Raw genomic sequence first — 24230 nt, 5'->3', positions numbered from 1 at the left:
AAACAAACCCAGAATAGCGAGACAATCATGACTGAACAGACTTTGACCCATATTGATGAAAAAGGCCAAGCCAGAATGGTAGACGTCAGCGAGAAAGCGCACACTGAGCGCGAAGCCCGCGCAATGGCAGTCATCCACATGCTACCGAATACTTTACAAATGATTATGGACGGCACGCACAAAAAAGGTGATGTACTTGCTACCGCACGTATCGCCGGTATTATGGCTGCAAAACGCACACCAGATCTGATTCCAATGTGTCATCCTTTGATGTTGACCTCAGTGAAAGTTGAATTAGTGCCAGACGTTGACAAGAACTGTGTCGAAATCACAGCCATCTGCAAACTGGTAGGACAAACAGGTGTAGAAATGGAAGCCTTGACGGCAGCGGCAACTGCTGCACTAACGCTTTATGATATGTGTAAAGCGGTCGATAAAGGCATGGTTATCGACCAAGTGCAGCTATTGGAAAAGAAAGGCGGTAAAAGCGGTCACTGGACGCGATAGTACTGCAACGCATCCGGTCCATCCGGATTCAGAATGATTTCCACGCCTTTGTTGACATAAACCCAACGGGTCGAGCCATCACTATTTTGAGTCACTCGATCCGGTTCACCAAAACGTAATTTAACCCCTCTTTCGGTCAACTGCTTTTTCGGAACCAACGTCAAATTTTTGATCTTGTATTCAAGTAACGCTTTAGCATCGCTACTTACAGGCGTAACCTGACGGTTCCCTAAAGAGTTCACCGTGGTTTTCACCCCTCGGGAATACATCACATCCAAAGTTTTTTCAGGCACATCCAGTGTCGCCGTTAAAGAACCGGTAATCGCCGCAATGGAAATGAATGGAAAGAAAATCTCAGCTGTTTTATTACTCTCATCTTTCTTGGAAAAAATCTGCACTTCAATATCTTTACCAAACAATTTTTCGGCATCTGCCACCGTTGATGCTTCAAGCGTCAAGCCCAGTGCTTGAAGGTGATTGTCTTTCGTGTACTGACTATTCCAAGGCAACAGTTCAGGACTCACCTCTTCCTGACTCGGGACCAACAGCAACAAAAGTGCTGTCAAACCAATCGCCGTCAGTAACACCCAAATATAAATAGGCAAAACCGGTTTGGACGTTCCACTCATGCTTTTTCTCCCGTTTTCTCATCCATTTCAACGGCATCACTTTTCATGTGTTTTTGACCGGCATGCGCGACTTCATCATCGCCTTCTCCAAGCTCTTCATTAGAGTTTTCATCTCTCGGTAGGTATTTCTCGATTTTAGGATCAATAATCCCTCTACCTGCGTCGTAAACAGAAATCCCTGTCTGCAAAAAGTTAATCAATACAGTTACAAAGACAATTAAGGCACCGAAATACAAACCAACTTTTCCGACAATAGAACTGGACGAACCATCTTCTGAAAAATCATTCATCATCAAGCCACCAGACAGCTTACCGACCAAACCAAACAATAAGATAACAGCCAAGGCTGCTCCATAAGCAATTAATAGATTTCGGCTACGACGCCAAGCCAATTTCCAATGTGCAGCAACAAACCAACTACTGGTCTTGGCTATGGTTTTTCCGTGAAAATACAAGTAAGCAATCACGATGGATGACAGAAATGGTACCAAAATAAAATAGTAGGGATTACCATGCCCCAGCTCCAATGAAACCTGAGAAACGGCAAGGTGCGTAATAATCACGTTCAGGTTAAAAATATGGTGCGGGGTCTTTGCCGCATGGCTTTCTTCTGGCGTAACAGAATAATGCATAGTCTTTCTCTTATATTTTGTTTATATAGTCTTGCAGAGCCTGCAAAACTGCTGACAATGTCTCTTCTATTTGCTGAATATCTTCGCCAACAGAGGATAAATCATTTGCCTTTACAGCATCTTCCACTTTTTTAGCCTGTAAGGACAACCCTGTCGCTCCAACATTCGCAGCACTGCCTTTAAGCGTATGCGAATGCAAACGTAACCCGGCTTGGTCCTGCTGATCGAATGCTTGCTGAATCGCCGCCAACTCACCCGGCGCCGTTTGTAAAAAGACTTCTAAAATTTCTTTTAAATCTTCACCGATAACCTCTTTCAGCATATCGAGATGACTGTTGTCTAGAATGCTCACCTTAACGTCCTATTGTTTTGAGTGTAACAGTTTCAAAAAAGCTGTGGCATTCATCGGCTTACCAAACTTGAAGCCCTGGAAGGTTTGGCAGTGTTTGCCTTGTAAGAACTCCACCTGAAAATCCTCTTCAACGCCTTCCACCACAACACTGAGTTGCAACGACTCGGCCATTGCCAAGATGGTTTTAACAATCGCCTGCCCTTCTACCGTTGCCAAGTTCAAAATAAAGGAACGGTCAACCTTGATGGTATCGATCGGGAAACTTTGCAAATAAGCCAATGACGAATAGCCGGTTCCAAAGTCATCAATCGACAAAGACACGCCCATGGCTTTCAATCCTTTCAAAATTGAAATATTCTGATCGGCATTGCTCATAGCCAAGCTTTCGGTAATCTCAAGATCAATGCAACCCGCAGGCAAAGTGGTTTCCTGAAGCACCGCCTGAATGTCTTTCATCAAATCACTGTGCGTGAATTGACGACCCGACAAATTAATACCGACATGAACACAGTCAAATCCGGCATCTTGCCATGTTTCTGCATCTTTCACTGCCGTCTTGAGCACATGACGACCAATTTCAACGATCAAACCAGTGCTCTCCGCCAGAGGAATGAATATCCCAGGCGATACATAGCCCTCTGTTGGATGCTTCCATCTTGCCAAGGCCTCAGCGCCTGTGATTTCCAAGGTCTCCGCATCAACCTGTGGCTGGTAGTAAACTTCGATTTCGCCTTTTTCCATGGCTTTCCTCAAGTCGGTTTCCAGCATCAATTGCGTTCTGGCTTCGGCATTCATATCCGACTGATAGAAAATAGCTTGGTTTCCGCCTGAGGACTTCGCTTCGGTTCGAGCGACGTTAGCATTGGCAATCAATTCGTTTGCGGACTCTGCACCTTGCTCAACAACACATACACCAACCGAGAAGGTAATAAAATGCTCGCGACCGTTGATAACAAATACTTTCGACAAGTCTTGGAAAATGCGGTTGACGGAAAAATGCAATTCAGCAACATCTTTCGCATAACGAATCAAGATAGCAAACTCGTCGCTTCCCAAACGGGCGATGTCATCTTCTTCTCTAGTGACACGTTTCAAGCGTAGAGCAACATTTCTTAACAAGGCATCCCCATTTTCTTGCCCAAGCGTATCATTGATTTTCTTGAAGCGGTCGATATCCAGAATCACCACAGCACTCATGGCGTGATAATTGTTGGACTCAAGGAAATGGGTAATGCGACGATTGAAGAACGAACGGTTCGGCAAGTCGGTCAATACGTCATGGTTTGACTGGTAATCAATCAAGGTTTCGGCCTTATGTAAGCGCGAGATATCCTGAACTGAACCCTTCAGCTTAACCAACTCACCTTCTTCATAAATGGCTTCTGCCAAACAGTCTATATGTGTTAACGACTGGTCATGATGCATGACCCGAAAACTAACTTGAATGTCTTGATAGCCCTGACTGGCGTCAGCGATGGCTTGTTGAATGAGTGGAATATCTTTAGGGGCGACATTGGCAATAAATTGATCTAATGTAACATCCGCTTGATTTGGAATACCAAAGATCTCAAAAGCAGAGGAAGATGCAATGACACGATCTTCTCGGACATGCCACTCCCAATACCCCAACTTGGCAAGTTTTTGTGCATAAAGAAGCTGCGCCTGGGCTTTTCTTAAATGGTCTTCAGTCAGAGAAGACTTCAGTGCATAACGAACACGTTGCCCCAATAGCGTCCAGTTAATCGGCTTAATTAAAAAATCAGTCGCCCCAGCATCAAAAGCTTGCTCTATAGACTCGATATCATCTTGAGAAGTCAGCATCAAAATCGGCACAGCGATGTTAGAGGCATAGCTTCGGATAGCCGTAGTCGCCGCATAACCGTCCATCACAGGCATCATCACGTCCATGATGATTAAATTTGGTTTTTGCTCCATATAAATGGAAACAGCTTCCCGTCCATTTGATGCCGTAAGGACTTTATATCCAGATTTCTCAAGAACTTTTTGGGTCGTTATCAGCGTTGTTGGATCATCATCCACGACAAGGACAACTGCTGTAGACATATCTTGATGTGCTAGTACCAACCTAGGCTCCAAATGAAGGGAAATTAAGAATACAGTTTAACGGGTTTTTCGACAAAATAAAACGCTCTCAGCCCTTGGTATCCGTAAGAAAAACTTATACCCAATTATAAGTTTTATATTAAAAAGTTTTACCCTAGGTCACGAGTTGAAAAGTGACTGGCCCATCGTTGACTAGACTCACCTTCATATCAGCACCAAAAACCCCTGTCTGACAATCTTGATAAGCGGCATTCATCAGTGCGACAAACTTCTCAAAAAGCTGTTGTGCCATCTCGGGTGGCGCACTAGTATGGAAGCTTGGACGATTGCCCTTGGAGGTATCTGCGGCCAACGTGAACTGGGGTACCAATAAAAACTGTCCATTAATTTGTTGAATATTCAAATTCATCTTATCTTCATCGTCGGAAAACACCCGGAACTTAAGGAGTTTACTGGTCATCTTTTCTAGTGATTGTGCATTATCGCCGGGTTGAAATCCGCACAACACCATCAGTCCCTGCCCGATTTCTCCTACGACACCGCCTTCAACCTTCACACTGGCTTCCGACACTCTTTGCAAAATGCAGATCACGCACTCACCCTCATCAAACCTGATTCAGCATATCGTCTGCTGCCTGCACCAAGCGTTGTGCGATTTCCAACTCCATTGCCGAGTGCCCAGACTGATGACAAATTTTCAGTGTTACCTTCGGCAGTTTGGAAGCTAGCTCATAAGCTTGATTGACTGGACAAACCATATCGTAATGACCATGAATGATTGTTGTCGGAATCTGTTCAATATACCGAGTATTGCCCAAAATTTGATTGGGTTCGATAAAGGAATGGTTTTTGAAATAATGGCACTCAATACGCGCCATCGCCAACGCGTGATAAGGGCTGCCGAAGTGTGCAACCAAGTCTTCGTCCGGCTGCAAGGTTGAAGTTCGTCCTTCCCATACGGACCAAGCTTCAGCCGCACGCATTCGAGCCACTTCGTCTTCGCTGGTCAACAAGTCATAGTAAGCGGACACCATGTCATGCCGATCTTCCTCCGCAACTGGCGCGATGAAATCCTGCCAATAGTCCGGAAAAAATCGATCCGCACCCTGTTGATAGAACCACTGGACATCCTCATCACGACACAGGAAAATTCCCCGTAAAATCATCCCTAAAACCCGCTCAGGATAAGCTTGTGCATAAAGCAAACTCAGTGTTGAACCCCAAGACCCTCCGAACAGCACCCATTGTTCGATATTCAAATGTCGTCGTATTTTTTCAATATCTTCAATCAAGTGCGCGGTCGTATTGTTAGTCAGGCATGCATGTGGACGAGATTTCCCACAGCCACGCTGATCGAACAACACAATACGATAACGATCAGAGTCAAAAAAACGTCGGTGTGTCGGACTATATCCACCGCCTGGCCCACCGTGCACAAACAGCACCGGAACGCCATCGGGATTGCCGCATTCTTCTATATGCAAGGTATGGGTTTGGTCTACCTGAAGACTATGTTGTACATAAGGTTCAATATGGGGATACAAAATCGTTTCCAGCGACATGCATAACTCCTGTGCGTACGGGTTGCCTTGTTATTGGTCTTAAATGACTTATATCTTAAGTTAATCTATAATAGAAAGATGAAATTTATTAAGCTTTTAGGTCTTATCGTCGCTTTCTCAAGCTTGTTTAGCTGTTCGCAAACCGAGCCGACTTCCAGTGACGATCAAACAGCCAACCCTATCCCGCAACTACCACCGTTGAAGTCGTTCAACAAAAAGTCCATTGCATCTGAAATTCTCGCACCTGCGCCTGACTTCACGAAAATCCCGGCGGGAGCAAAGCGCAAACAAGCTTTTTTCAACTTCATGACGCCGTTGATCTATTATGCTAACCAACAAATATTGGACGATAGAAAGCATCTGCTATCACTACTCGACAAGGCCAGCGCTCTAACAACAACGGAACAAGATTGGCTAAAAAAGCTTGCTGAGCGCTACAAGCTAACAGACTTTGACCCGAGTCAACCCAAAGATCGTTTAACACTGGAAAAACGGGTGGATATGGTGCCAATCGCCCTAGCTCTGGCCCAAGCAGCCAATGAAACAGCCTGGGGCACTTCTCGCTTTGCCAAAGCGGGAAACAATTATTTCGGGCAGTGGTGTTACCAAGAAGGCTGTGGCATTATTCCGCTTCAAAGAAATGAAGATGCCAGCCATGAAGTCAAAAAATTCAACCACCCTTTTTTCTCTATTCAGGATTACCTCAGAAACCTCAATACTCATGCCAGCTATAAGCAGCTACGCCAGATTCGTTATCAAGCGAGAAACAATGAACGTGTCCCATCTGCCATTGACATGACAGAAGGACTGATTAATTATTCCGCTCGAAAAGAAGTTTATGTCAAAGCATTGCAACACATGATTCGCTACAATAAGCTTACCAGATTTAATCAATACACGATTGCGGAAAATGCCGCTACTAATAACACTTCCAACTAGGAGTCCATATGCCATTACTTGACAGCTTTACCGTAGACCACAAAATCATGAATGCCCCTGCCGTGCGCGTTGCAAAAACGATGAAAACGCCTGGCGGAGATACCATTACCGTTTTTGACTTGAGATTCAACAAACCAAACGAATCGATGATGGGCGAAAAAGGTATTCATACCCTTGAGCATTTATTTGCCGGCTTTATCCGTGCACACTTGAATGGTGATGGCGTGGAAATCATTGATGTTTCTCCTATGGGTTGTCGCACAGGGTTTTACATGAGTTTGATTGGCACACCATCGGAAGACCGTGTTGCCAAAGCTTGGCTTGAAGCCATGAAAGATGTTCTGAACGTTGAACGTATGGAAGATATCCCAGAATTGAATGAATACCAATGCGGTACATTCCTCATGCATTCATTGGAAGAAGCCAAGGAAATCGCGCAGATGGTGATTGACCATGGTATTGGCGTCAACAAAAATGAAGACATTGCTTTGAGTGCAGAAACTCTAAAAGCACTGGGGAACGAGCTGTAATTGACGCAAAACGGAATATACTTGTATGAAAATCGCAATCATTGGTGCAATGGAGCAAGAGGTTAGCTTACTTCGCTCCAGAATCCAAAACCTAACCTCAGAATCTCATGGTGGATTTGAATATTCTCTGGGTCAAATCGACGGCAAAGAAATCATCCTTTTGAAGTCTGGTATCGGTAAAGTCAATGCTGCCATTGGTACTGCACTGCTAATCAAACTCTATGAACCCAACTACATCATCAACACCGGCTCGGCAGGTGGGTTTCATGCAGACTTGGAGGTAGGGGATATCGTCATCAGTCAGGCAGTGTGCCACCATGATGTTGATGTCACTCCTTTTGGTTATGAACTTGGACAGGTCCCTGGCTCTCCTGCTTGTTTTCTACCTGACCCCAACCTGGTAGAAATTGCGAAAAACAGCATTGAAAACCTTGGAGAAGTCGCACATATGCACGGCTTGATTGCCACGGGTGATCGTTTCATGCATCACCCTGATGATGTCGAAAAAACTCGTGCTGCATTTCCAGATATGATTGCTTGCGAGATGGAAGCGGCTGCTATTGCGCAAACTTGTCATGCATTTGAAGTGCCTTTTGTCATTATCCGCTCACTATCGGACATCGCTGGCAAAGAAAATGCCGTGACCTTTGAACAGTATTTGGATAAAGCTGCGACACATTCCGCCAAATTGATTTTGGAAATGCTCAAAGAAATCCACTAAGTTTGACATCTCCCCCCAACTAAAAATCCACTAGGTTGGGGGAGAGATACAATGGCAGATTTAAATGCTCACTGAAGCTGAGCGCCTTGTAGCTCCCGCATAAACGTTTCCAGATTACCCACCTCTTGTGCATAGCGCATAATCACCCCCAGCAAGGCTTGATCTTCCTGCTTGGAAGCAATACGCGCCGCTAACTGAAAGTCTTTATCGGTTACCCCGCCCTGAAAGGCATTCATTTCCAGCAACGCCGCAACCATGCCAACATTCTGCAATAAGCAAGCCGCCTGTAGAGGCTTGACTGGCTCGCCCTCGGCATCCCTAGCAACTTCTTGCTGAGGCGAAACAAAATGCTCCTGCACCAACACCTTGGTCATCCAATAATTCATTTCTGGGGCTTCTTGGCTTTCCAGAACATTCATAAAGATTTCATTCGGATCCAGTCGATGCTTTTGAATCAACGTCTGAACGATTTTGGCAAAAGGCTCTCTGCCTTGAATATCAAGATTTAAAAGATTCATCATCCATTTCTTCTTTAATTTATTTCACACCATTATACCGTCTGCGCGGCGGCAAATCCTGATGACCATGCCCATTGGAAGTTATATCCTCCTAACTGTCCGGTAACATCCAAGACTTCCCCTATAAAATACAAGCCCGGCTGATGTTTTACCTGACAATCTTTAGAGTGAATGCTATCAACGTTTACGCCGCCCAGCGTCACTTCTGCCTTGTCGTAGCCAGCTGTGTCCGCCGGATACAATGCCCAATGTGTTAAAAAGAGAGCATAATTCTTCAAGGTTTCATGTGAAACTTCAGCTAAACGTTCTGGCATCGGAAAGTGAGCCAACCAGGCTTGAGTGAATTTTTTCGGCCAGAACCGATTGAGCCATTTATGAAAATGTAGGTTTTGTTCTTTCAAAGCGATCATCTCGTCAAACACGTCTAGCTTAGGCAAAAGGTTGATTTCAATTCCTTGACCGGACTGCCAATAATTGGAAACCTGTAAAATGCCTGGACCACTCAATCCTTGATGGGTGAAAAGAATCGCTTCTTCAAAACTCGGGGCTTTGTTTTTATCATCTCCAGACAACACACTCACACGAACATCCAGGGCAACCCCACTTAACTGCTGACAAAAGGTTAACCACTTATTATCGAAAACCAATGGAACCAGCCCTGGACGCGTTTCATTGATGATCAAGCCGAATTGCTTTGCCAACTTATAACCCAAATCCGTAGCTTTGAGCTTGGGGAAAGACAGCGCACCCGTCGCCACCACCAAAGATTGACACTGAACCACACCACCGGACGTTAAAACCAAATATCCTTTTTGATCCGACAACGCAGAGACTTGCTGAACCTGAACACCTAGTTCAAGCTCTACCCCGGCCCAGTCACACTCTGTCCGCAAAATCTGAATCAAATCTCCAGCGCGATGCAAACAAAACAATTTGCCCAATTCACGAGCTTCATACTCCAAACCATGACGATCAACCAAATCAATAAAATCCTGAGGCTTATAGCGTGCCAACGCGCTTTTGACAAAGTGCGGGTTTGCGCAAATATAGTGATTGGGTGAAGCATTGATATTGGTAAAATTACATTTACCGCCACCGGAAATCCGCACTTTCGCAGCCGCTTTGGGCGCATGATCAAGCACCAACACAGAACGGCCACGATAGCCTGATTGTGCCGCGCACATGAGACCTGAAGCACCTGCTCCAAGGATGACGACATCAAATTGTCTAGTAGAATTTGTCACAAAATATAAACTGCCAAAGGATTAAGTTCATCGTGTAACACTTGCTTACACAATAACTTCAAACGGGTGTTTTCGAAGTTCAGCTTCTTTTTTCAGCACTTCCAGTCCTTCAACTGCAAACGCCTTAACTCCTTCAACGCCCATTTCAATACTACGATTGCCGTTCTCAGAAATGGTCGGCAAACTGAACAATCTTAAGTCTGGAAAACGCGCTTCGAAAGACTCCATAAACTCAACCCACTCTGATTCCTGCCCATCAATCAGGCGAATCGAAAGCTCAATTCTCGGCTCATGCTGCCAATCGGCATAATAGGCATTCAACACCCAACTCATCATAGGTTGAGCCATCATTGGGAAACCGGGCATAAAATAATGTTCGTTAATAGAAAACCCTGGTACACGGTTAAAGAAATTAGGGATGATTGCCGAGCCCTTTGGGTACTCGCCCATGTGAATTCGTTGAGGGTAGGCATCGGCGCCAAACTGGGCTTCAATTTCCGCAACAGCTTCCGGGTGACGCTCCAATGGCAAACCCAATGCCGCAGCGGCACTTTGTCTCGTACGGTCATCTGGCGTTGCACCAATACCACCGAAACAAAATACAACATCTCCCGTAGCAAAACTGTCTCTTAAGGTCTGCACCAAAAAGTCAGCATGGTCGCCAACAATCTTCACCCAACTAATCGACAGACCTCTCGGCTTTAACAATTCATTGGCTTGTTTAAGATGCTTATCCTGTCTTTTGCCGGATAGGATTTCATCACCAATAATGATTAATCCAATCTTTTTCGACATATCCATCACCCAGTTCTTCAAAATGCAATAAAAATGGCTTAGCACAAGTGCCATAACCACCTTTATTCTAAACATTTTTTATGATGAAAATGAGAAAAGCTAAGAAACTTCTGACTTCAATAGAGTAGTTTAAGGCTGCAACGGAAACTCAAGCACCATACCTTCCGTTAGGGCTTTAGGCTGCCAATCAGATAAGACAGCTTCTGCTTCCGACATCACTTTTTCTTTTTTGAATGGCGGCAAGTGGGTTAGATAGAGTTGTGGCTGCCCATTGAGCTTTACTAAGTCTTCACACAAGGATTGTGGGTAATAGTGTTTAGCTGCTTCACTGATTGCAACTTCACTGGCCAAATACTGATCATCAACAATCAATAAATCTACCGGGGAGTACTGATTCAATGCCTGCCAAAAGCTATCATTCCGCGCACAATCTCCAGTGAAGGCAAAACTTCCCGTTTTATCGGAAACTCTAAATCCAACTGTCGGAACGGTATGTTCTGCCGGCAAAACCTGTATATCAAGTTCGCCAAGCTTCAACTCTTCGCCGACCTCAATGGTTTTAAACCTCAGAGCAGGGTTTTCTTTTGAAGGAATAACGGAAAAATCCGGCCAAATAACACCATTAAAAATATGGTTCTTTAAGGCGTCTATTGTGTGTTGAAGGGCAAATACTTCTACCGTATGCTTCATCTCACCAATGATAGTGTTCAGTAAGAAGGGTAGATTACAAATATGATCTAAATGACTATGTGTTAACAATACGTAACGGATATTATGCATCTGCTCATGGGTTAAACGACTGGAACCCGTTCCGGCATCTATCAGAATTGACTCTCCCAGCAAAAACGACGTCGTACCACTCTCCGGAGAAATACCTCCGCTGGCCCCAAGTATTGTTAATTTCATTTTTATAATTATCCACTTTTAGTGCGTTATGGAAAACCACTACATAAAAAACTAGTGATTATCACGTATAATTTATCGTCTTTTTGCTGTAAATACAACTCCTTCCTCTCTGTCTGAGAGGACTTTTCATTTTACAAAGTCAACCAAATGTGACAAACTTATTTTCAGTTATTTCTTGTCATTAGAAATATTAATCGGTGCAACCAATAGAGCCTCAACATGGACACGTCACTTTTAGACAAGATCAGCCAATTAAACCGTATAGGGATGGCTTTATCCGCTCAAACCGACATTGCGGCGTTGTTATGCGAAATTTTAACCAGCGCACAGCAACTTACTGGCGCTGACGGCGGAACTTTCTATCGTGTGATTAACGGTTCCCAACTGTCTTTCGACGTGGTTCAAAACACCAGCTTAAACATTGTCATGGGTGGTTCCCATCCAACACCAGTACCTTTTCCCCCAATACCGCTCAAGCTAGCCGACGGCAAAGAAAACCTCTCGGCTATTGCGTCCTATGTTGCGAATAAAGGGGAAACCGTAAACATCGAAGATATTTACTTTGCTGATGAGTTCGATTTTTCCGGTGCTTTGAAGTTCGACCAAACCGTCAACTATAGAACAAAATCCATGTTGACCGTGCCTTTGAAAAATGTCGATCAAGAAGTCATCGGTGTCTTACAGCTAATCAACTCAACTGATGAAAATGGCAATCCTATCGCTTTTTCAAACGAATCGGAAAGCCTAGCTAAGTCATTAGCTTCCCAGGCTTCAGTTGCGCTGATTAACCGTCAACTCATCGAAGAACATAAACAACTATTTGAATCCTTCACCAAACTGGTTGCGGACGCGATTGATAAAAAATCCCCTTACACGGGTAAGCATTGTCAAAGAGTTCCAGTCATTACCATGATGATTGCCGAAGCGGCAAACAAGGTCAACCACGGCCCGTTCAAGAATTTCTATATGAACGATTCCGAACAGTTTGAGCTGGAAACCGCCGCATGGCTCCATGACTGCGGCAAGCTCACTACGCCAGATTACATCATGGACAAATCGACCAAGCTGGAAACCAAATATGACAGAATCGAGCTTATTAGAACCAGACTCACTCTCAAGGCTTACCAGAACCTTCTTTTGACGGTGGACCGTTCTTCTGAAACATTGAACTATCAAAAAGAGGCCTATTTGGCGATTTTTAAACAACTCGCACGCATTAATTCGATGGAATTCTTAACGGATGAAGACAAATTATTCCTTGAGAATTTATCCAAAGAGACCTATATCTCGTTGGAAGGTGAGGTCTTGCCTCTAATCACAGAAGATGAACTCGTCAATTTGACGATTCCGAAGGGCACCCTGACCGACTTTGAGCGTGAAAAAATGCAAGACCATGCCGCCATGTCGATTTCCATGCTAAGCGTTCTTCCTTTCCCAAAAGAACTGAAGAATGTCCCTGAATACGCAGGCGGTCACCATGAACGAGTGGATGGTAAAGGGTACCCGAACCAACTGACAAAAGAACAACTCTCCGTTCCTGCCCGCATGATGGGCATAGCCGATATTTTCGAAGCCTTGTCCGCTGCTGACCGTCCATATAAAAAGGCAAAAAAACTTTCAGAAAGCTTAAAAATCCTTGGCTTCCTGAAACTGGAAGGACATATTGACCCAGATTTGTTTGACCTCTTTGTAGAACAAGAGGTTTATATGGATTACGCTAAAAAATACCTGCACCCGGAACAAATCGATGAAGTCATCAAAGCAAACATTCCAGGGTATGAAGGAAAGTAAACTAAAATTTGATCCATAAAAAAGGCGCTTTAAGCGCCTTTTTGGTTTAAACCAATTTGGATAAGTTTGTTATTGGAATGCAATGTTTACACCGACGTTTACATTACTGTCCATTGTCTGAGTATGCTGATCAAACTCAACACTCAATCTTCTGTATCCAACATAAGCCACCGCACTTGGTAAAATGCGTGCTTCTAAACGCACATCTGTCTGGGATGCGCTTTTTACCTTACCAAATGAAGTAATCGGTGGCGCATAAAGCCAATCAGCGCCGAGAGCCATTGGCAGTTCTGTTGGTAACCAATAACGCCCATTAACGCCCAACATCGCACCATAACCACTGTTATTGGAAGAATGGTCATCTGCATAGAAAACTTTACCAGCAACACCTAACTCTAGGTTTTCATTATTTGCCATGCCCTTGCGGCTAATGCTACCAAAAATATCGGCAAACTTATCTCCATCACGATTGAAGAAATAGTTTACACCCAGATTAGTCAGCTCCTGCGCAGATTCTCTTAAAGAATATACGCCAACATTCGCCGTATCATTTGATAGTGACAAATCCATCCCTAAATGCCCGTCATAATCCTGAGCATGAGCTTGCAATGACAACACACCTAAAGAAGTAGCAATTAACGCTCTCTTGATTGAGATTAAATTCATTTCTCTACAGCCTTTTTCACATCCTGTATCTGGTCAACAACACCTGACATTTTGTCACCAGTCTGCTGAATGGTTTCATTTGTCTCTTGCGCTTTGTTCAATAGCCTGTCAACGGTATCGCGGCTATCAAACCAGTTAAACGCGATTGATAAAACACCAAATATGACCAGAATTATCAATAAAAATAGTTTGTTCATGATTCTATCCTCTTCCCTCTACTTAGACGCTTGAGACTTATTGACTTTATCTATGTACTGAAGCGTCGCGTTTATGATAGCTTTTGCGATGTCCGCTGTAAATGCATTCATTGCCTGTTTTCTTGCATCAGAGACAGATTTTTCCATCGCAGGGTATTCTTTACTGACACTGGCAAAGGTTGAACCTTTGTCATCAACCATTTCGGCATCCGCAACCAAAGAAATTTTTTGCTTACCTTGCTCAACACCGCCATCGTCAAACTCCAGGAAGTATTTGATAATCATGTCAGGTTTGCGTACCGAGACTGGTACGCCTTGCTCAATCAAGGCTTTTTGTAAATAAGGCTCAAATGGCTTGGAATCTGTAGTGGTCGCTTGCATATTGACCATCAACGAATCGAACTTACGCGTTATATACGTGTTCATTAAATTTGCAAGCTCATCAGAATCCAACTTCACAGGCTTCTTCAAGAAACCACTCAGTGCATCTCGAAGTCTCTGACGCTTTTCCAGAGTCGGCAGCGCAGGAAGGACAGATAACAACTGTGTCAAATCAGAACCTCTTTCACTCACATGAATAAAGTCCTTTAGTCTTTTGTCCGTTGCCAGTAGCTCATCGCCCAAGGAAGTCGCAATTTCTTTTTTACTCAACTGAGCCCAAACGCTGATTTCTTTCGAGGTCTTATTTTCATAAGTCCCTACTGCTTTTGGTTGAGCATAGTTCAGCAAGCCCGTTCGATTACGGATTTCTGTTCGGATTTTGCGCTCCAGCTCTCCATAGCTTTGCTCATCCGAAGACATTTTTTTCAAATAACGCGATTCAATATCAGCACTCACTTGCTGACGGATTTTGTTTGATGCCAAAGACAACGCTAAGGTTTTTGCCTGCTGAATGTCGCCATTGATAGGAACAGTTATCACTTTATCGTAGCTGGCATCAGAGTGTGGAGCCTTCGTCACCCAATCAGGAATCGTGTTGGTGGAAACTTTATCTTGCCCTTCTGAAGCCTTCACTGCCGGCATTTGAGAACAGCCTGCAAGATTTATTAATACAAGCAAAACGCCGGAAAACAGAAGTACATAATGGAGGAGTCTAGTCTGATGTGCGTTCATAGCAAACTTGCCTTCAAATGATTAATTGAGTCTATATTAGGTATAATTTGTTCTATATCATAACGGATAAATACGTAAAGTTGCCCGTTTTTATCCTTGTTTTTTGGAATGACTTTTCGCACTACGCCAAAACCGCATTCTAAAGCGTTCCGGGTGACAGGCATCGGCTAAAAACATCGGTAAAACCTGCGTACTTCCCTGTATATCGGCAGCAATCATTTCCGCAGCCAAAAATACCGACATCAAACCTCTTGCACCATGACCATTCGAGACAAACAGTCCCGTTTGATATTTCTGAGCAGGATAACGAAACACCGCATGGGTATGGGATTGGCTATAGTAAACTTCTTTCGCCCAAGCTGAATCCGCTATGGCGCCCACAATGGGCAAATGATCCGGTGTTGTTGGTCGAAACCCGATTTTACCTTGCGCCAAATTCAATGATTCTCGGGGAGAAATCTGCAGAGCCTCAGTCAATTGCGCAATATTTTCTTCATGAGATGCTTCTGACATATCGAAAGACCTATCCGGTGCTTCGAACGTTGCACCCGTCACACCGACAATCCACTTGCCCGTCAATTTATCTTGCTGTAAACGGCACGGACAGGTATATCCCTTGTGTGTGACCGCCATTGGCGATAGCTCAACTCCATCTTCTGCAGTGAAATGCGACACCTGCCCTTTTACCGGACGAATCGGCAACCCAAAGCTTGCATTCAAATCATCACTAATTGCGCCCGTGCAGAGTACAACCGCATCGGCATTGAATGCTTGTTTATCCGTCAAAATCTGCCAGGTTGGGGATAACGATGATGAAGATAATGCTTCATCCTGAATCAACTGCTCCACGGAATGCTGCCAATGGACGGTAATATTTTCGTGCGACAAACACTTCTTCACCACAGATTGCGGCTCTATCCAACCGCCTTTAGGAAAAAAAGCGCCTGCATAGTCGGTTTTTACCCCTAGCTTTTCACTCGCCTGTTCAGCATTGCACCACTCAACAAAATCCTCCGGCAAGGCAACCCGTTTGAAAGCATCCTGCAAACGCTGCAACTGTGTCTTGTCCACCGCCAATTGCATCAAACCTTCTAAACTCCCTTCGATTTCTCCGGAGTCAAGCCAAGGCTGGAGCCATTTCAAAGTGGTTTCAAATCCTTTTAGATAAAACTCACTACGCAGATTCCAATCCGCCGTTACCAAAGGGTGTACTGCGCCAGCTAAGTTAGCCGAAGCCTGCTCAGCATTATGCGAAGGATGTCCCCAATCGGGTTCCGGTTGTGCATCCAACACCGTAACATTCATGCCCATGCTCGCCAATTGATAGGCAACAGATGCACCGGACAATCCTGCGCCGATGACACAAACGCTTAAGTTTGAAGCCTCTTTCTGCAATGGCGACACACGGCTAAACCACGGCCACTTTGGCGAATACGATCGTTCGTGCAAAAGCTTGCCAAAGCATAACTCTCTTTTCTGACCGAACCCTGTGTCCTTCTCAACTTCAAAACCGGCTTCTTCCAACCCTCTTCTAACATGACCAGCCGCAGTAAAAGTGGCAAACGTGGTTTCAGTGTGACTCAAACGAGCCATTTGCTTGTAGAGTTCCGGCTGCCACATATCTGGGTTTCGAGAGGGGGTAAAGCCATCCAAATACCAGGCATCGACCTTTAAATTAAACTCTGGCAAACCCTTTAGCACATCGCCAAACCAAAGCGTCAATCGTACCCGTCCATCAAAGAGCCAGACATCATGCCAGCCTGGCAGACGTAAAGGATAGCTGTTGATTAGCTGTTCAGAAAGTTCCGACAATTCGGGGAAAGCCGCATGTGCCTGACGCAAATCTTCGACTGAAAGCGGATATTTTTCAAAAGAGATGAAATGGAGATTCTGCGCAGATTGCACCTGAGCCATTTTCTGCCAGCTTAATAAGGTTGTGAGAAAGTTCAGTCCAGTACCAAAGCCGGTTTCCGCTATGCAAAACACCCCCAACCTGGCAGATTTTTGTGCGGTTGAAGCTATTTCCGAAAAGCGTTCAGCAATACGGTTATGCTGGAGGAAAATATAGTCGGCTTCCGCCAAACCGCTGTCAGTGGAATAATAAAAATCATCGAACTGCGCTGAATATGGGGTTTGGTTTTCGCCCCATTCAATCTGTGCTTGAGGGTTGATTTCTTCAGCAGTCATTTGCTTTCTTCAACAACTAGAGTTTCTCTAACTTCGCAAAAGCAGTCACCAGCCACTTCAAGCCTGCATGTTTGAAGTTGACCTGGACACGGGCATGATCGCCTGCCCCTTCGGTGTCGATCACCATGCCTTCACCGAATTTCTGGTGAAACACGCGAGAACCAACCGCATAACCGGTTTCTTCAATCTTGGTAGCAAATGGTGTGGCGCCATAACGGCCAAAACTTTCACCGGAAGCACCATGATTTGAATTGGTAAGACGAACTGCCTCCAGACATTCCGGAGGAATCTCTTTAATAAAACGCGAAGGCTGTGGATAAAACTCGTTACCATGCATTCGGCGACGACTGGCATAGGTAATGACCAACTGCTGTTCCGCACGCGTGATACCCACATAGGCTAACCGACGCTCTTCTTCCATACGCAAAGCATCTTCCTGAGATTGTTGCGACGGAAACAGTCCTTCTTCTAAGCCAATCATAAATACCAGCGGAAACTCTAACCCCTTGGCCGAATGCAGCGTCATAAGCTGTACTGAAGACTCCCAATGATCCGCTTGCTGCTCACCAGCTTCAAGCGCCGCTTCGGCAAGAAACTCTGCCAGCGCAGATTCGAATGCTGGCATCTCTATTCCTTCTGCCCTCGCCAGAGCTTCCGCCTCGCTCTCTATCCAAGGTGCCGATTGCGGCGTGTCATCATTAATGTCCTCATTCGCCTGCAATACATTTCTTGGTTTGAACTGACTGACCGCGTTAATCAACTCATCAATGTTCTCCAATCGGCTTTGCCCTTGTTCGGACTTGTCCTTTTCAAAAAACAACTGCAACCCGGAACGCGAAACCACTTTAATGACAATGTCTTTCAAATCCTGCCCTTCGCAGGCTTCCGTCAAGTCATCTACCAAATTAAGGAATCCTGATACCGCCGTTTTGGCGCGTGCCGTGAAGACACTATCGCTCAACTCTGCCGCGGCTTGCCATAATGAAACCTGTTGCAACTTTGCCGTTTCTCGAATCTGATCAGCAGTCTTGTTACCAATACCTCGTGGTGGATGGTTATAAACCCGCTCAAATGCCGCATCGTCATCACGGTTTACAATCAAGCGCAGATAAGCCAATACATCTTTGATTTCCGCACGATCATAGAAGCGTAACCCACCATAAACGCGATAAGGAATTTTCGCTTGTAGCAAAGCCTGTTCAATCACACGAGATTGCGCGTTAGAGCGATACAATACTGCCACGTCGCCGCGGCTACCGCCTTGCTGTTCCCAAGTTTCGATTTGGTTGCAAAGATAGCGTGCTTCATCCAACTCATTGAACGCTTCGTAAAGCTTGATGGGCTGCCCTTCGTCACCGGCACTCCACAGATTTTTTCCCATGCGCTCTAGGTTATGGGATATAAGGTGGTTAGCCGCTTTCAGAATAATGCCAGTTGAACGATAGTTCTGTTCCAATCGCACCATTTTCACGTCAGAAAAATCGGCATCGAACTGACGAATATTCTCAATTTTTGCCCCGCGCCAACCATAAATGGACTGATCGTCATCCCCGACGATAAACAACTTGCCTCGCCCACCGGCAAGCACTCTCAACCAGGCATATTGCAAAGTATTGGTATCCTGAAATTCATCAACCAATATATGTTGATAACGCGCCTGATAATGCGCCAGCACTTCTGGATTCTTCAGCCAGAGTTCATGTGCACGCAACAGCAGCTCGGCAAAATCAACCAAACCTGCCCGTTGGCACTGTTCTTCATAGGCTTGGTAGATTTGTACCATCTTGGCAACAAAAGGGTTATGACCGGGATCAATATGGTGTGGACGGCGACCTTCTTCTTTTTCGCTATTGATAAAAGCTTGAACTTGCTTGTGCGGCCACTGAGCTTCATCCAACTCCATCGCTTTCAATAAGCGTTTGATGACGCGTTTTTGATCATCCGAATCCAAAATCTGAAAAGATTGCGGCAAGCCGACTTCACGATAGTGCGTTCTCAATAAACGGTAGGCGATACCATGAAAGGTACCCATGGTTAGGCCTTGTGCCTGTGTTCCTATCAAAGCTTCCACCCTGGAGCGCATTTCACTGGCGGCCTTATTGGTAAAGGTCACCGCGAGAATATTGTAGGGCGACAACTTCATGACTTCCGTCAACCACGCTATACGATGCACAAGGACTCGTGTTTTGCCACTACCTGCGCCGGCAAGAATCAGGGCGTGTTGATTGTCGACGGTAACGGCTTCGCGTTGCGCATCGTTAAGATCTTCGATAATGTAAGCAATATCCATTGTTTTCAGAGCGGGCTTTATTTGAGGAATTCGTATTAAAAGTCGGGGTTTTTCGCAACATTATAACAATACCAATTTCAAAGCGCGGTTAAATCCAGACAAACCCAAGCTTGAGTTTTGGGAAAAATCTTACAAAATTGTCACAATTTTTTACTTGCACTTTTTAAATAAACAATGTAATAATGGCAAAAATTTCGTATACCGCGCCTACTTTAAGGTGCATCCACAAGCTAATTTCTTGTCGGCACTGGCACCTCTTCATAGGTTTTCAACCCCTTTCAATGAATGAAACAATGAATGTTAAATGTCAGGCCGTACAAATAAATTTATAAACTTTTAGGAGTTCAAAAAGTATGAGCGATCATATTATTGCAACTAGCGACGCTAACTTTGAAAGCGAAGTTCTTCAATCAGATGTTCCAGTCCTTGTTGATTTCTGGGCTGAGTGGTGTGGTCCATGTAAAATGATTGCACCGATCCTTGACGAAGTGGCTGCTGAATATGCAGGTAAAGTCAAAATCGCTAAACTAAACATCGATGAGAACCCATCTACACCACCAAAATACGGTGTTCGTGGAATCCCAACACTTGTTTTGTTCAAAAACGGTGAAGTTGATGCGACTCAAGTTGGCGCATTGTCTAAATCACAACTGAGTGCATTTTTAGACGACAACCTATAATCCATTCGTGCGCTCTGACCTTACAGAGCGCACAATACCTCTTCACCCCAACCCCTATACAACTTATCTTCACTAAAACACTAGAACAACTATGAATTTAACTGATTTAAAAAAAATGTCCGTCTCCGCGTTATTGGATCTTGCCTCTGAAAAAGGCTTAGAAAACTTAGCGCGTTTAAAGAAACAAGATATTATCTTTGCTATTTTGAAATCTCACTCCAAAAGTGGTGAAGATATTTATGGTGAAGGGGTATTAGAAATCCTTCCCGATGGCTTCGGCTTCTTGCGCACTGCTGATGGTTCTTACCTTGCAGGACCTGATGACCTTTATGTTTCACCTAGCCAAATCCGTCGTTTCGGTTTGCGCAAAGGGGACACCATACAAGGTAAAATCCGTCCTCCAAAAGAAGGTGAGCGCTATTTTGCTTTGTTGAAAGTTGAAAAAATCAACTTCGAAGACCCTGACGTAGCGCGTAAAAAAATTGCCTTCGAAAACTTAACCCCACTTCATGCTCAAGAACGCTTGAAAATGGAAATGGGTAATGGTTCGACTGAAGACATTACTACTCGTATTATCGATATTGCAGCACCTTTCGGTAAAGGGCAACGTGGTTTGATTGTTGCACCGCCAAAGTCTGGTAAGACCGTGATTTTGCAACAGATCGCGCAATCGATTGCTGAAAACCATCCAGAATGTTACCTAATCGTTCTACTGATTGATGAACGTCCTGAAGAGGTTACTGAGATGGAAAGAACCGTTAAAGGTGAAGTAATCTCTTCAACTTTTGACGAGCCAGCAACTCGCCACGTGCAAGTTGCGGAAATGGTTATCGAAAAAGCCAAGCGATTGGTTGAACACAAAACCGACGTGGTCATTCTTTTAGACTCCATCACTCGTTTGGCCCGTGCCTACAACACGGTGACACCAGCTTCAGGAAAAATCCTATCTGGTGGTGTTGATGCGAACGCATTGCATCGTCCAAAACGTTTCTTCGGTGCGGCTCGTAATATCGAAGAAGGTGGTTCTTTAACGATTATCGCAACAGCGCTGGTCGATACAGGTTCTAAGATGGATGAAGTTATCTTTGAAGAATTCAAAGGTACCGGTAACATGGAACTGCATCTATCAAGAAACATCGCAGAGAAGCGCACCTTCCCAGCGATCAACATCGAGAAATCCGGTACGCGTAAAGAAGAGCTGTTGACCACGCCGGAAGAGTATCAAAATATTTGGGTACTTCGTCGTTTCCTACATGGCTTGAACAACGAAATCGAAGCCATCGAAACTTTGATCGATCAGATGAAAGTAACAAAAACCAACGAAGAGCTCTTTATGGCAATGAAGCGATAAGACAATTGTCCTCTGCAAGCGTGTTTTAAAAACTTTTACAGTTTGAATGAAATTCGCTTGCATTTTATGGATTTATCTCTATAATTTCGCTTTCTTTTTTTAAATATTAACGAATGGACCGTCATCATGAAAGCAGGCATTCATCCAGATTACAACGAAGTCGTTTTCCAAGACATCTCTACTGGAGAAACATTTTTGACTCGTTCTACGATTCAAAAGACTTCTGGCGAGACCATTACTCTAGACGGTAAAGAATACCCACTAGTTCGTGTTGAAGTATCTAGTGCTTCTCACCCTTTCTACACAGGTAAACAAACACTTGTGGATACTGAAGGGCGTGTTGAAAAATTCCGTCAAAAGTACGGTATGCGCAAATAAGCGATTTTCGAATCGACTTCTCAAAAAAGCCGCTTAAACGCGGCTTTTTTATTTTCTATCCCTTCTCATTCACGCTCTTTTCAAGTTTTGTTTCTTTTTTTGGTTTATGCTTTGCTTATTAAAACCTCAACCAAGTAACCCTAATCAGACGATAACGATTTGGAAACGGAATGATGCTTAAAAATTTCTTCGCCCCCATTGTAATAAGTCTCAGCAGCTTACTGCTCAGCGCCCAGGCTTTCGCAGCGGATGACTTTATTTCTGACTGCGCCCCCGCCAAAATAGATGTTTGGACAAAAGCCACCTACGCATTGAGCGGAGATTCATTAAATGTTGGTAATCGTATCTTCAAGCTGATCGGCATTAAAGCGCCACAGATCGAAAAAAAACAGAAGTTCTATACGAGAGGTCAACCTCTGGCAAAAGAGGCTCAAGACCAGCTTAACCGAATCCTAGCCAATCATGATATGGAAGTCGGTGTTGAGTATGATCAGCAAAAAATAGATGGCTTTAATCGTGGCCTAGCTCATCTTTATGTAAAAGAAAACGGCAAACCTGTGAGCGTTGAACGTCTAATGTTGGAATCAGGCTATGTATTGGCTAACTCAGAAACACCGAACTTCTTACACCAAAAGTGCTATTACGCTGCTGAAAACCGCGCAAGAGCCAAAGGGATAGCCTTATGGAAAGTGGAAAAGGACTATCCAGACCTTCACTACCCTATTGCAATATCAAGTCAAATCAACACTCAGGATGAAGGCTTTCATATCTACAAGGGCAAAATCATTCTGGTCGAAAAAAGTTCAAATCACTACATCCTGAATATGGATACCACAGGTATTCGGGTTCGCAAGGATAACTGGAAGAACTTTGATTATGACCGACTCAAATCCTTGGAGGGACAGACCATCGAAGTGCGCGGTAGCGGGTTTTTATATAAGGGCGCGATGTTTGTGGTGATCAGTTCTCCCAATACGATTAACCAGCTAAATCCGGCGAATTAATCCGCTAGTGGATTACGTAAACTTTTCACTTAGGCAAGGTCTCGCAAAATCCGTTAAAATATGCCTTTTTATTTGAAGGGACACTCAATCATGGCGGAATTGCAAAACGATCGCTTTTTACGCGCGCTTTTGAAACAACCTGTCGACCGCACCCCTGTTTGGATGATGCGTCAAGCGGGGCGTTATTTGCCAGAATACCGCGAAACTCGTAAACAAGCCGGTTCTTTTATGGATTTATGCCGTAACAAAGAGCTTGCGTGCGAGGTGACATTGCAGCCGCTGGAGCGCTATCCCTTAGATGCCGCCATCTTGTTCTCAGACATATTGACCATTCCTGACGCAATGGGCTTAGGCTTACGTTTTGAGACTGGAGAAGGTCCTGTTTTCGACAAGCCTGTCAGAACCATGACAGATGCGAAAAAGCTTTTTGTCCCAGACATGGCATCCGACCTTGGTTACGTCATGGATGCTGTCAGCACTATCCGTGCTGCACTTAATGGTCGTGTGCCGCTGATTGGTTTCTCTGGCAGCCCATGGACTTTGGCAACTTACATGGTTGAAGGCGGTTCAAGTAAAACTTATTCGAAAATCAAAGCCATGATGTATGACGAGCCCCAAACTCTGCATCACATTCTGGATGTGCTTGCTGACTCCGTCATTGCTTACTTGAATGCACAAATCGAATCTGGTGCTCAAGCAGTACAAGTGTTCGATACTTGGGGCGGTGTTTTAACGCCTAGAGACTATAAAGAGTTTTCTCTGCGTTACATGGCAAAAATCGTAGATGGCTTGAAGCGTGAAAATGAAGGCAAAAAAGTACCTGTCATTCTCTTCACCAAAGGTGGCGGACAATGGCTTGAAGCTATGGCAGAAACCGGCTGTGACGCGCTTGGCTTAGACTGGACTACCGATATTGACGATGCGCGCGCGCGCGTTGGTGACAAGGTTGCGCTACAAGGTAATATGGATCCAAGCATCCTTTATGCGTCTCCTGAGCGTATTCGCCAAGAAGTAGCCACTATTTTGGAAAAATACGGTCAGGGTTCTGGACATGTATTCAACCTTGGTCACGGAATCCATCCTGAAGTCGATCCTGCCCATGCAGGTGCCTTTATTAAGGCTGTTACCGAGATGAGTCCGCAATACCACAAATAACCGCGAGTTCTCAGCCATA

The 24230-nt window shown here is 44.6% G+C and carries 25 protein-coding genes; 10 read left to right on the top strand and 15 right to left on the bottom strand.

Features of this window, described 5'->3' with window-relative positions; all coding sequences use genetic code 11:
- Positions 1-27: 27 nt before the first annotated feature.
- Positions 28-507: a cyclic pyranopterin monophosphate synthase MoaC gene (gene moaC, locus HVMH_RS00700; RefSeq protein ID WP_029911123.1), complete on the top strand. Its 480-nt coding sequence runs from the start codon at positions 28-30 to the stop codon at positions 505-507.
- On the opposite strand, the gene HVMH_RS00695 is transcribed toward moaC, so the two are convergent.
- The 6 genes from HVMH_RS00695 to pip form a co-directional block, all read right to left on the bottom strand.
- Complete coding sequence (locus HVMH_RS00695; protein ID WP_029911126.1) at positions 492-1136, bottom strand: hypothetical protein; 645 nt, start codon at positions 1134-1136, stop codon at positions 492-494. The two genes, moaC and HVMH_RS00695, sit on opposite strands and share 16 nt — an antisense overlap.
- Positions 1133-1768, bottom strand: a complete 636-nt coding sequence (locus HVMH_RS00690) for a hypothetical protein (protein ID WP_051623055.1) — start codon at positions 1766-1768, stop codon at positions 1133-1135. Before HVMH_RS00690 ends, HVMH_RS00695 begins: the two co-directional genes overlap by 4 nt.
- A 10-nt stretch (positions 1769-1778) precedes the next feature.
- Positions 1779-2120, bottom strand: a complete 342-nt coding sequence (locus tag HVMH_RS00685) for an Hpt domain-containing protein (RefSeq protein ID WP_155837675.1) — start codon at positions 2118-2120, stop codon at positions 1779-1781.
- Between the two features lie 9 nt (positions 2121-2129).
- The gene (locus tag HVMH_RS00680) at positions 2130-4184 is read right to left on the bottom strand and encodes a two-component system response regulator (protein WP_029911134.1); all 2055 of its coding nucleotides are present in this window, start codon (positions 4182-4184) and stop codon (positions 2130-2132) included.
- Positions 4185-4338: 154 nt separating this feature from the next.
- Positions 4339-4776 carry a D-aminoacyl-tRNA deacylase gene (gene dtd, locus HVMH_RS00675; protein WP_029911136.1) on the bottom strand — a complete coding sequence of 146 codons (438 nt, stop codon included), beginning with the start codon at positions 4774-4776 and terminating at the stop codon, positions 4339-4341.
- Between the two features lie 13 nt (positions 4777-4789).
- Positions 4790-5746: a prolyl aminopeptidase gene (gene pip, locus HVMH_RS00670; RefSeq protein ID WP_029911138.1), complete on the bottom strand. Its 957-nt coding sequence runs from the start codon at positions 5744-5746 to the stop codon at positions 4790-4792.
- Between the two features lie 78 nt (positions 5747-5824).
- Between pip and HVMH_RS00665 the strand changes: the two genes are divergently transcribed.
- The 3 genes from HVMH_RS00665 to mtnN are packed head-to-tail and all read left to right on the top strand — an operon-like array spanning position 5825 to position 7936.
- Positions 5825-6685 carry a glucosaminidase domain-containing protein gene (locus HVMH_RS00665; RefSeq protein WP_051623056.1) on the top strand — a complete coding sequence of 287 codons (861 nt, stop codon included), beginning with the start codon at positions 5825-5827 and terminating at the stop codon, positions 6683-6685.
- 8 nt (positions 6686-6693) lie between these two features.
- On the top strand, positions 6694-7215 hold the full coding sequence (gene luxS, locus HVMH_RS00660; protein WP_029911145.1) for an S-ribosylhomocysteine lyase: 522 nt from the start codon (positions 6694-6696) through the stop codon (positions 7213-7215).
- A 25-nt stretch (positions 7216-7240) separates the two neighbouring features.
- Positions 7241-7936 (top strand): 5'-methylthioadenosine/S-adenosylhomocysteine nucleosidase, encoded by a 696-nt coding sequence (gene mtnN, locus HVMH_RS00655; protein ID WP_029911148.1) that lies wholly within the window; start codon positions 7241-7243, stop codon positions 7934-7936.
- A 68-nt stretch (positions 7937-8004) separates the two neighbouring features.
- On the opposite strand, the gene HVMH_RS00650 is transcribed toward mtnN, so the two are convergent.
- The 4 genes from HVMH_RS00650 to HVMH_RS00635 form a co-directional block, all read right to left on the bottom strand.
- Positions 8005-8457 (bottom strand): hypothetical protein, encoded by a 453-nt coding sequence (locus tag HVMH_RS00650; protein ID WP_232087778.1) that lies wholly within the window; start codon positions 8455-8457, stop codon positions 8005-8007.
- A gap of 29 nt (positions 8458-8486) precedes the next feature.
- On the bottom strand, positions 8487-9698 hold the full coding sequence (locus HVMH_RS00645) for a BaiN/RdsA family NAD(P)/FAD-dependent oxidoreductase (RefSeq protein WP_029911154.1): 1212 nt from the start codon (positions 9696-9698) through the stop codon (positions 8487-8489).
- 45 nt (positions 9699-9743) lie between these two features.
- Entirely contained in the window at positions 9744-10493 is a 750-nt protein-coding gene (locus tag HVMH_RS00640; RefSeq protein ID WP_029911156.1) for a competence/damage-inducible protein A, read from the bottom strand.
- Between the two features lie 129 nt (positions 10494-10622).
- Positions 10623-11399, bottom strand: coding sequence for a 3',5'-cyclic-nucleotide phosphodiesterase (locus HVMH_RS00635; RefSeq protein WP_029911158.1), 777 nt, complete (start codon positions 11397-11399; stop codon positions 10623-10625).
- Positions 11400-11618: 219 nt separating this feature from the next.
- Between HVMH_RS00635 and HVMH_RS00630 the strand changes: the two genes are divergently transcribed.
- Positions 11619-13190 carry an HD family phosphohydrolase gene (locus tag HVMH_RS00630; protein WP_029911160.1) on the top strand — a complete coding sequence of 524 codons (1572 nt, stop codon included), beginning with the start codon at positions 11619-11621 and terminating at the stop codon, positions 13188-13190.
- A 69-nt stretch (positions 13191-13259) separates the two neighbouring features.
- On the opposite strand, the gene HVMH_RS00625 is transcribed toward HVMH_RS00630, so the two are convergent.
- The 5 genes from HVMH_RS00625 to uvrD form a co-directional block, all read right to left on the bottom strand.
- Positions 13260-13856 (bottom strand): YfaZ family outer membrane protein, encoded by a 597-nt coding sequence (locus HVMH_RS00625; RefSeq protein ID WP_029911163.1) that lies wholly within the window; start codon positions 13854-13856, stop codon positions 13260-13262.
- Complete coding sequence (locus HVMH_RS00620) at positions 13853-14053, bottom strand: hypothetical protein (RefSeq protein WP_029911166.1); 201 nt, start codon at positions 14051-14053, stop codon at positions 13853-13855. The genes HVMH_RS00625 and HVMH_RS00620 overlap by 4 nt, the downstream gene beginning before the upstream one ends.
- Before the next feature lie 18 nt (positions 14054-14071).
- Entirely contained in the window at positions 14072-15076 is a 1005-nt protein-coding gene (locus tag HVMH_RS00615) for a hypothetical protein (RefSeq protein ID WP_029911169.1), read from the bottom strand.
- 180 nt (positions 15077-15256) lie between these two features.
- Entirely contained in the window at positions 15257-17353 is a 2097-nt protein-coding gene (gene mnmC, locus HVMH_RS00610; protein ID WP_029911172.1) for a bifunctional tRNA (5-methylaminomethyl-2-thiouridine)(34)-methyltransferase MnmD/FAD-dependent 5-carboxymethylaminomethyl-2-thiouridine(34) oxidoreductase MnmC, read from the bottom strand.
- A gap of 16 nt (positions 17354-17369) precedes the next feature.
- Positions 17370-19643, bottom strand: coding sequence for a DNA helicase II (uvrD, locus tag HVMH_RS00605; protein WP_029911175.1), 2274 nt, complete (start codon positions 19641-19643; stop codon positions 17370-17372).
- A 353-nt stretch (positions 19644-19996) separates the two neighbouring features.
- Between uvrD and trxA the strand changes: the two genes are divergently transcribed.
- The 5 genes from trxA to hemE all read left to right on the top strand — a co-directional run bounded on the left by trxA (position 19997) and on the right by hemE (position 24211).
- Entirely contained in the window at positions 19997-20323 is a 327-nt protein-coding gene (trxA, locus tag HVMH_RS00600; RefSeq protein ID WP_029911179.1) for a thioredoxin TrxA, read from the top strand.
- A 91-nt stretch (positions 20324-20414) separates the two neighbouring features.
- A complete protein-coding gene (gene rho / locus HVMH_RS00595; protein WP_029911182.1) occupies positions 20415-21674 on the top strand; it encodes a transcription termination factor Rho in 1260 nt (419 codons plus the stop codon).
- A gap of 126 nt (positions 21675-21800) precedes the next feature.
- Positions 21801-22052, top strand: coding sequence for a type B 50S ribosomal protein L31 (locus HVMH_RS00590; protein ID WP_029911185.1), 252 nt, complete (start codon positions 21801-21803; stop codon positions 22050-22052).
- Positions 22053-22222: 170 nt separating this feature from the next.
- On the top strand, positions 22223-23056 hold the full coding sequence (locus tag HVMH_RS00585; RefSeq protein WP_232087777.1) for a thermonuclease family protein: 834 nt from the start codon (positions 22223-22225) through the stop codon (positions 23054-23056).
- A gap of 90 nt (positions 23057-23146) precedes the next feature.
- Positions 23147-24211 (top strand): uroporphyrinogen decarboxylase, encoded by a 1065-nt coding sequence (hemE, locus tag HVMH_RS00580; protein WP_029911191.1) that lies wholly within the window; start codon positions 23147-23149, stop codon positions 24209-24211.
- Positions 24212-24230: the final 19 nt, after the last annotated feature.

The sequence above is a fragment of the Hydrogenovibrio marinus genome (genome assembly GCF_013340845.1).
In the GTDB taxonomy this organism is placed as follows: Bacteria; Pseudomonadota; Gammaproteobacteria; order Thiomicrospirales; family Thiomicrospiraceae; genus Hydrogenovibrio; species Hydrogenovibrio marinus.
The sequence above is the reverse complement of the archived record's forward strand: the minus strand, read 5'-3'. Positions and strand labels throughout refer to the sequence as shown.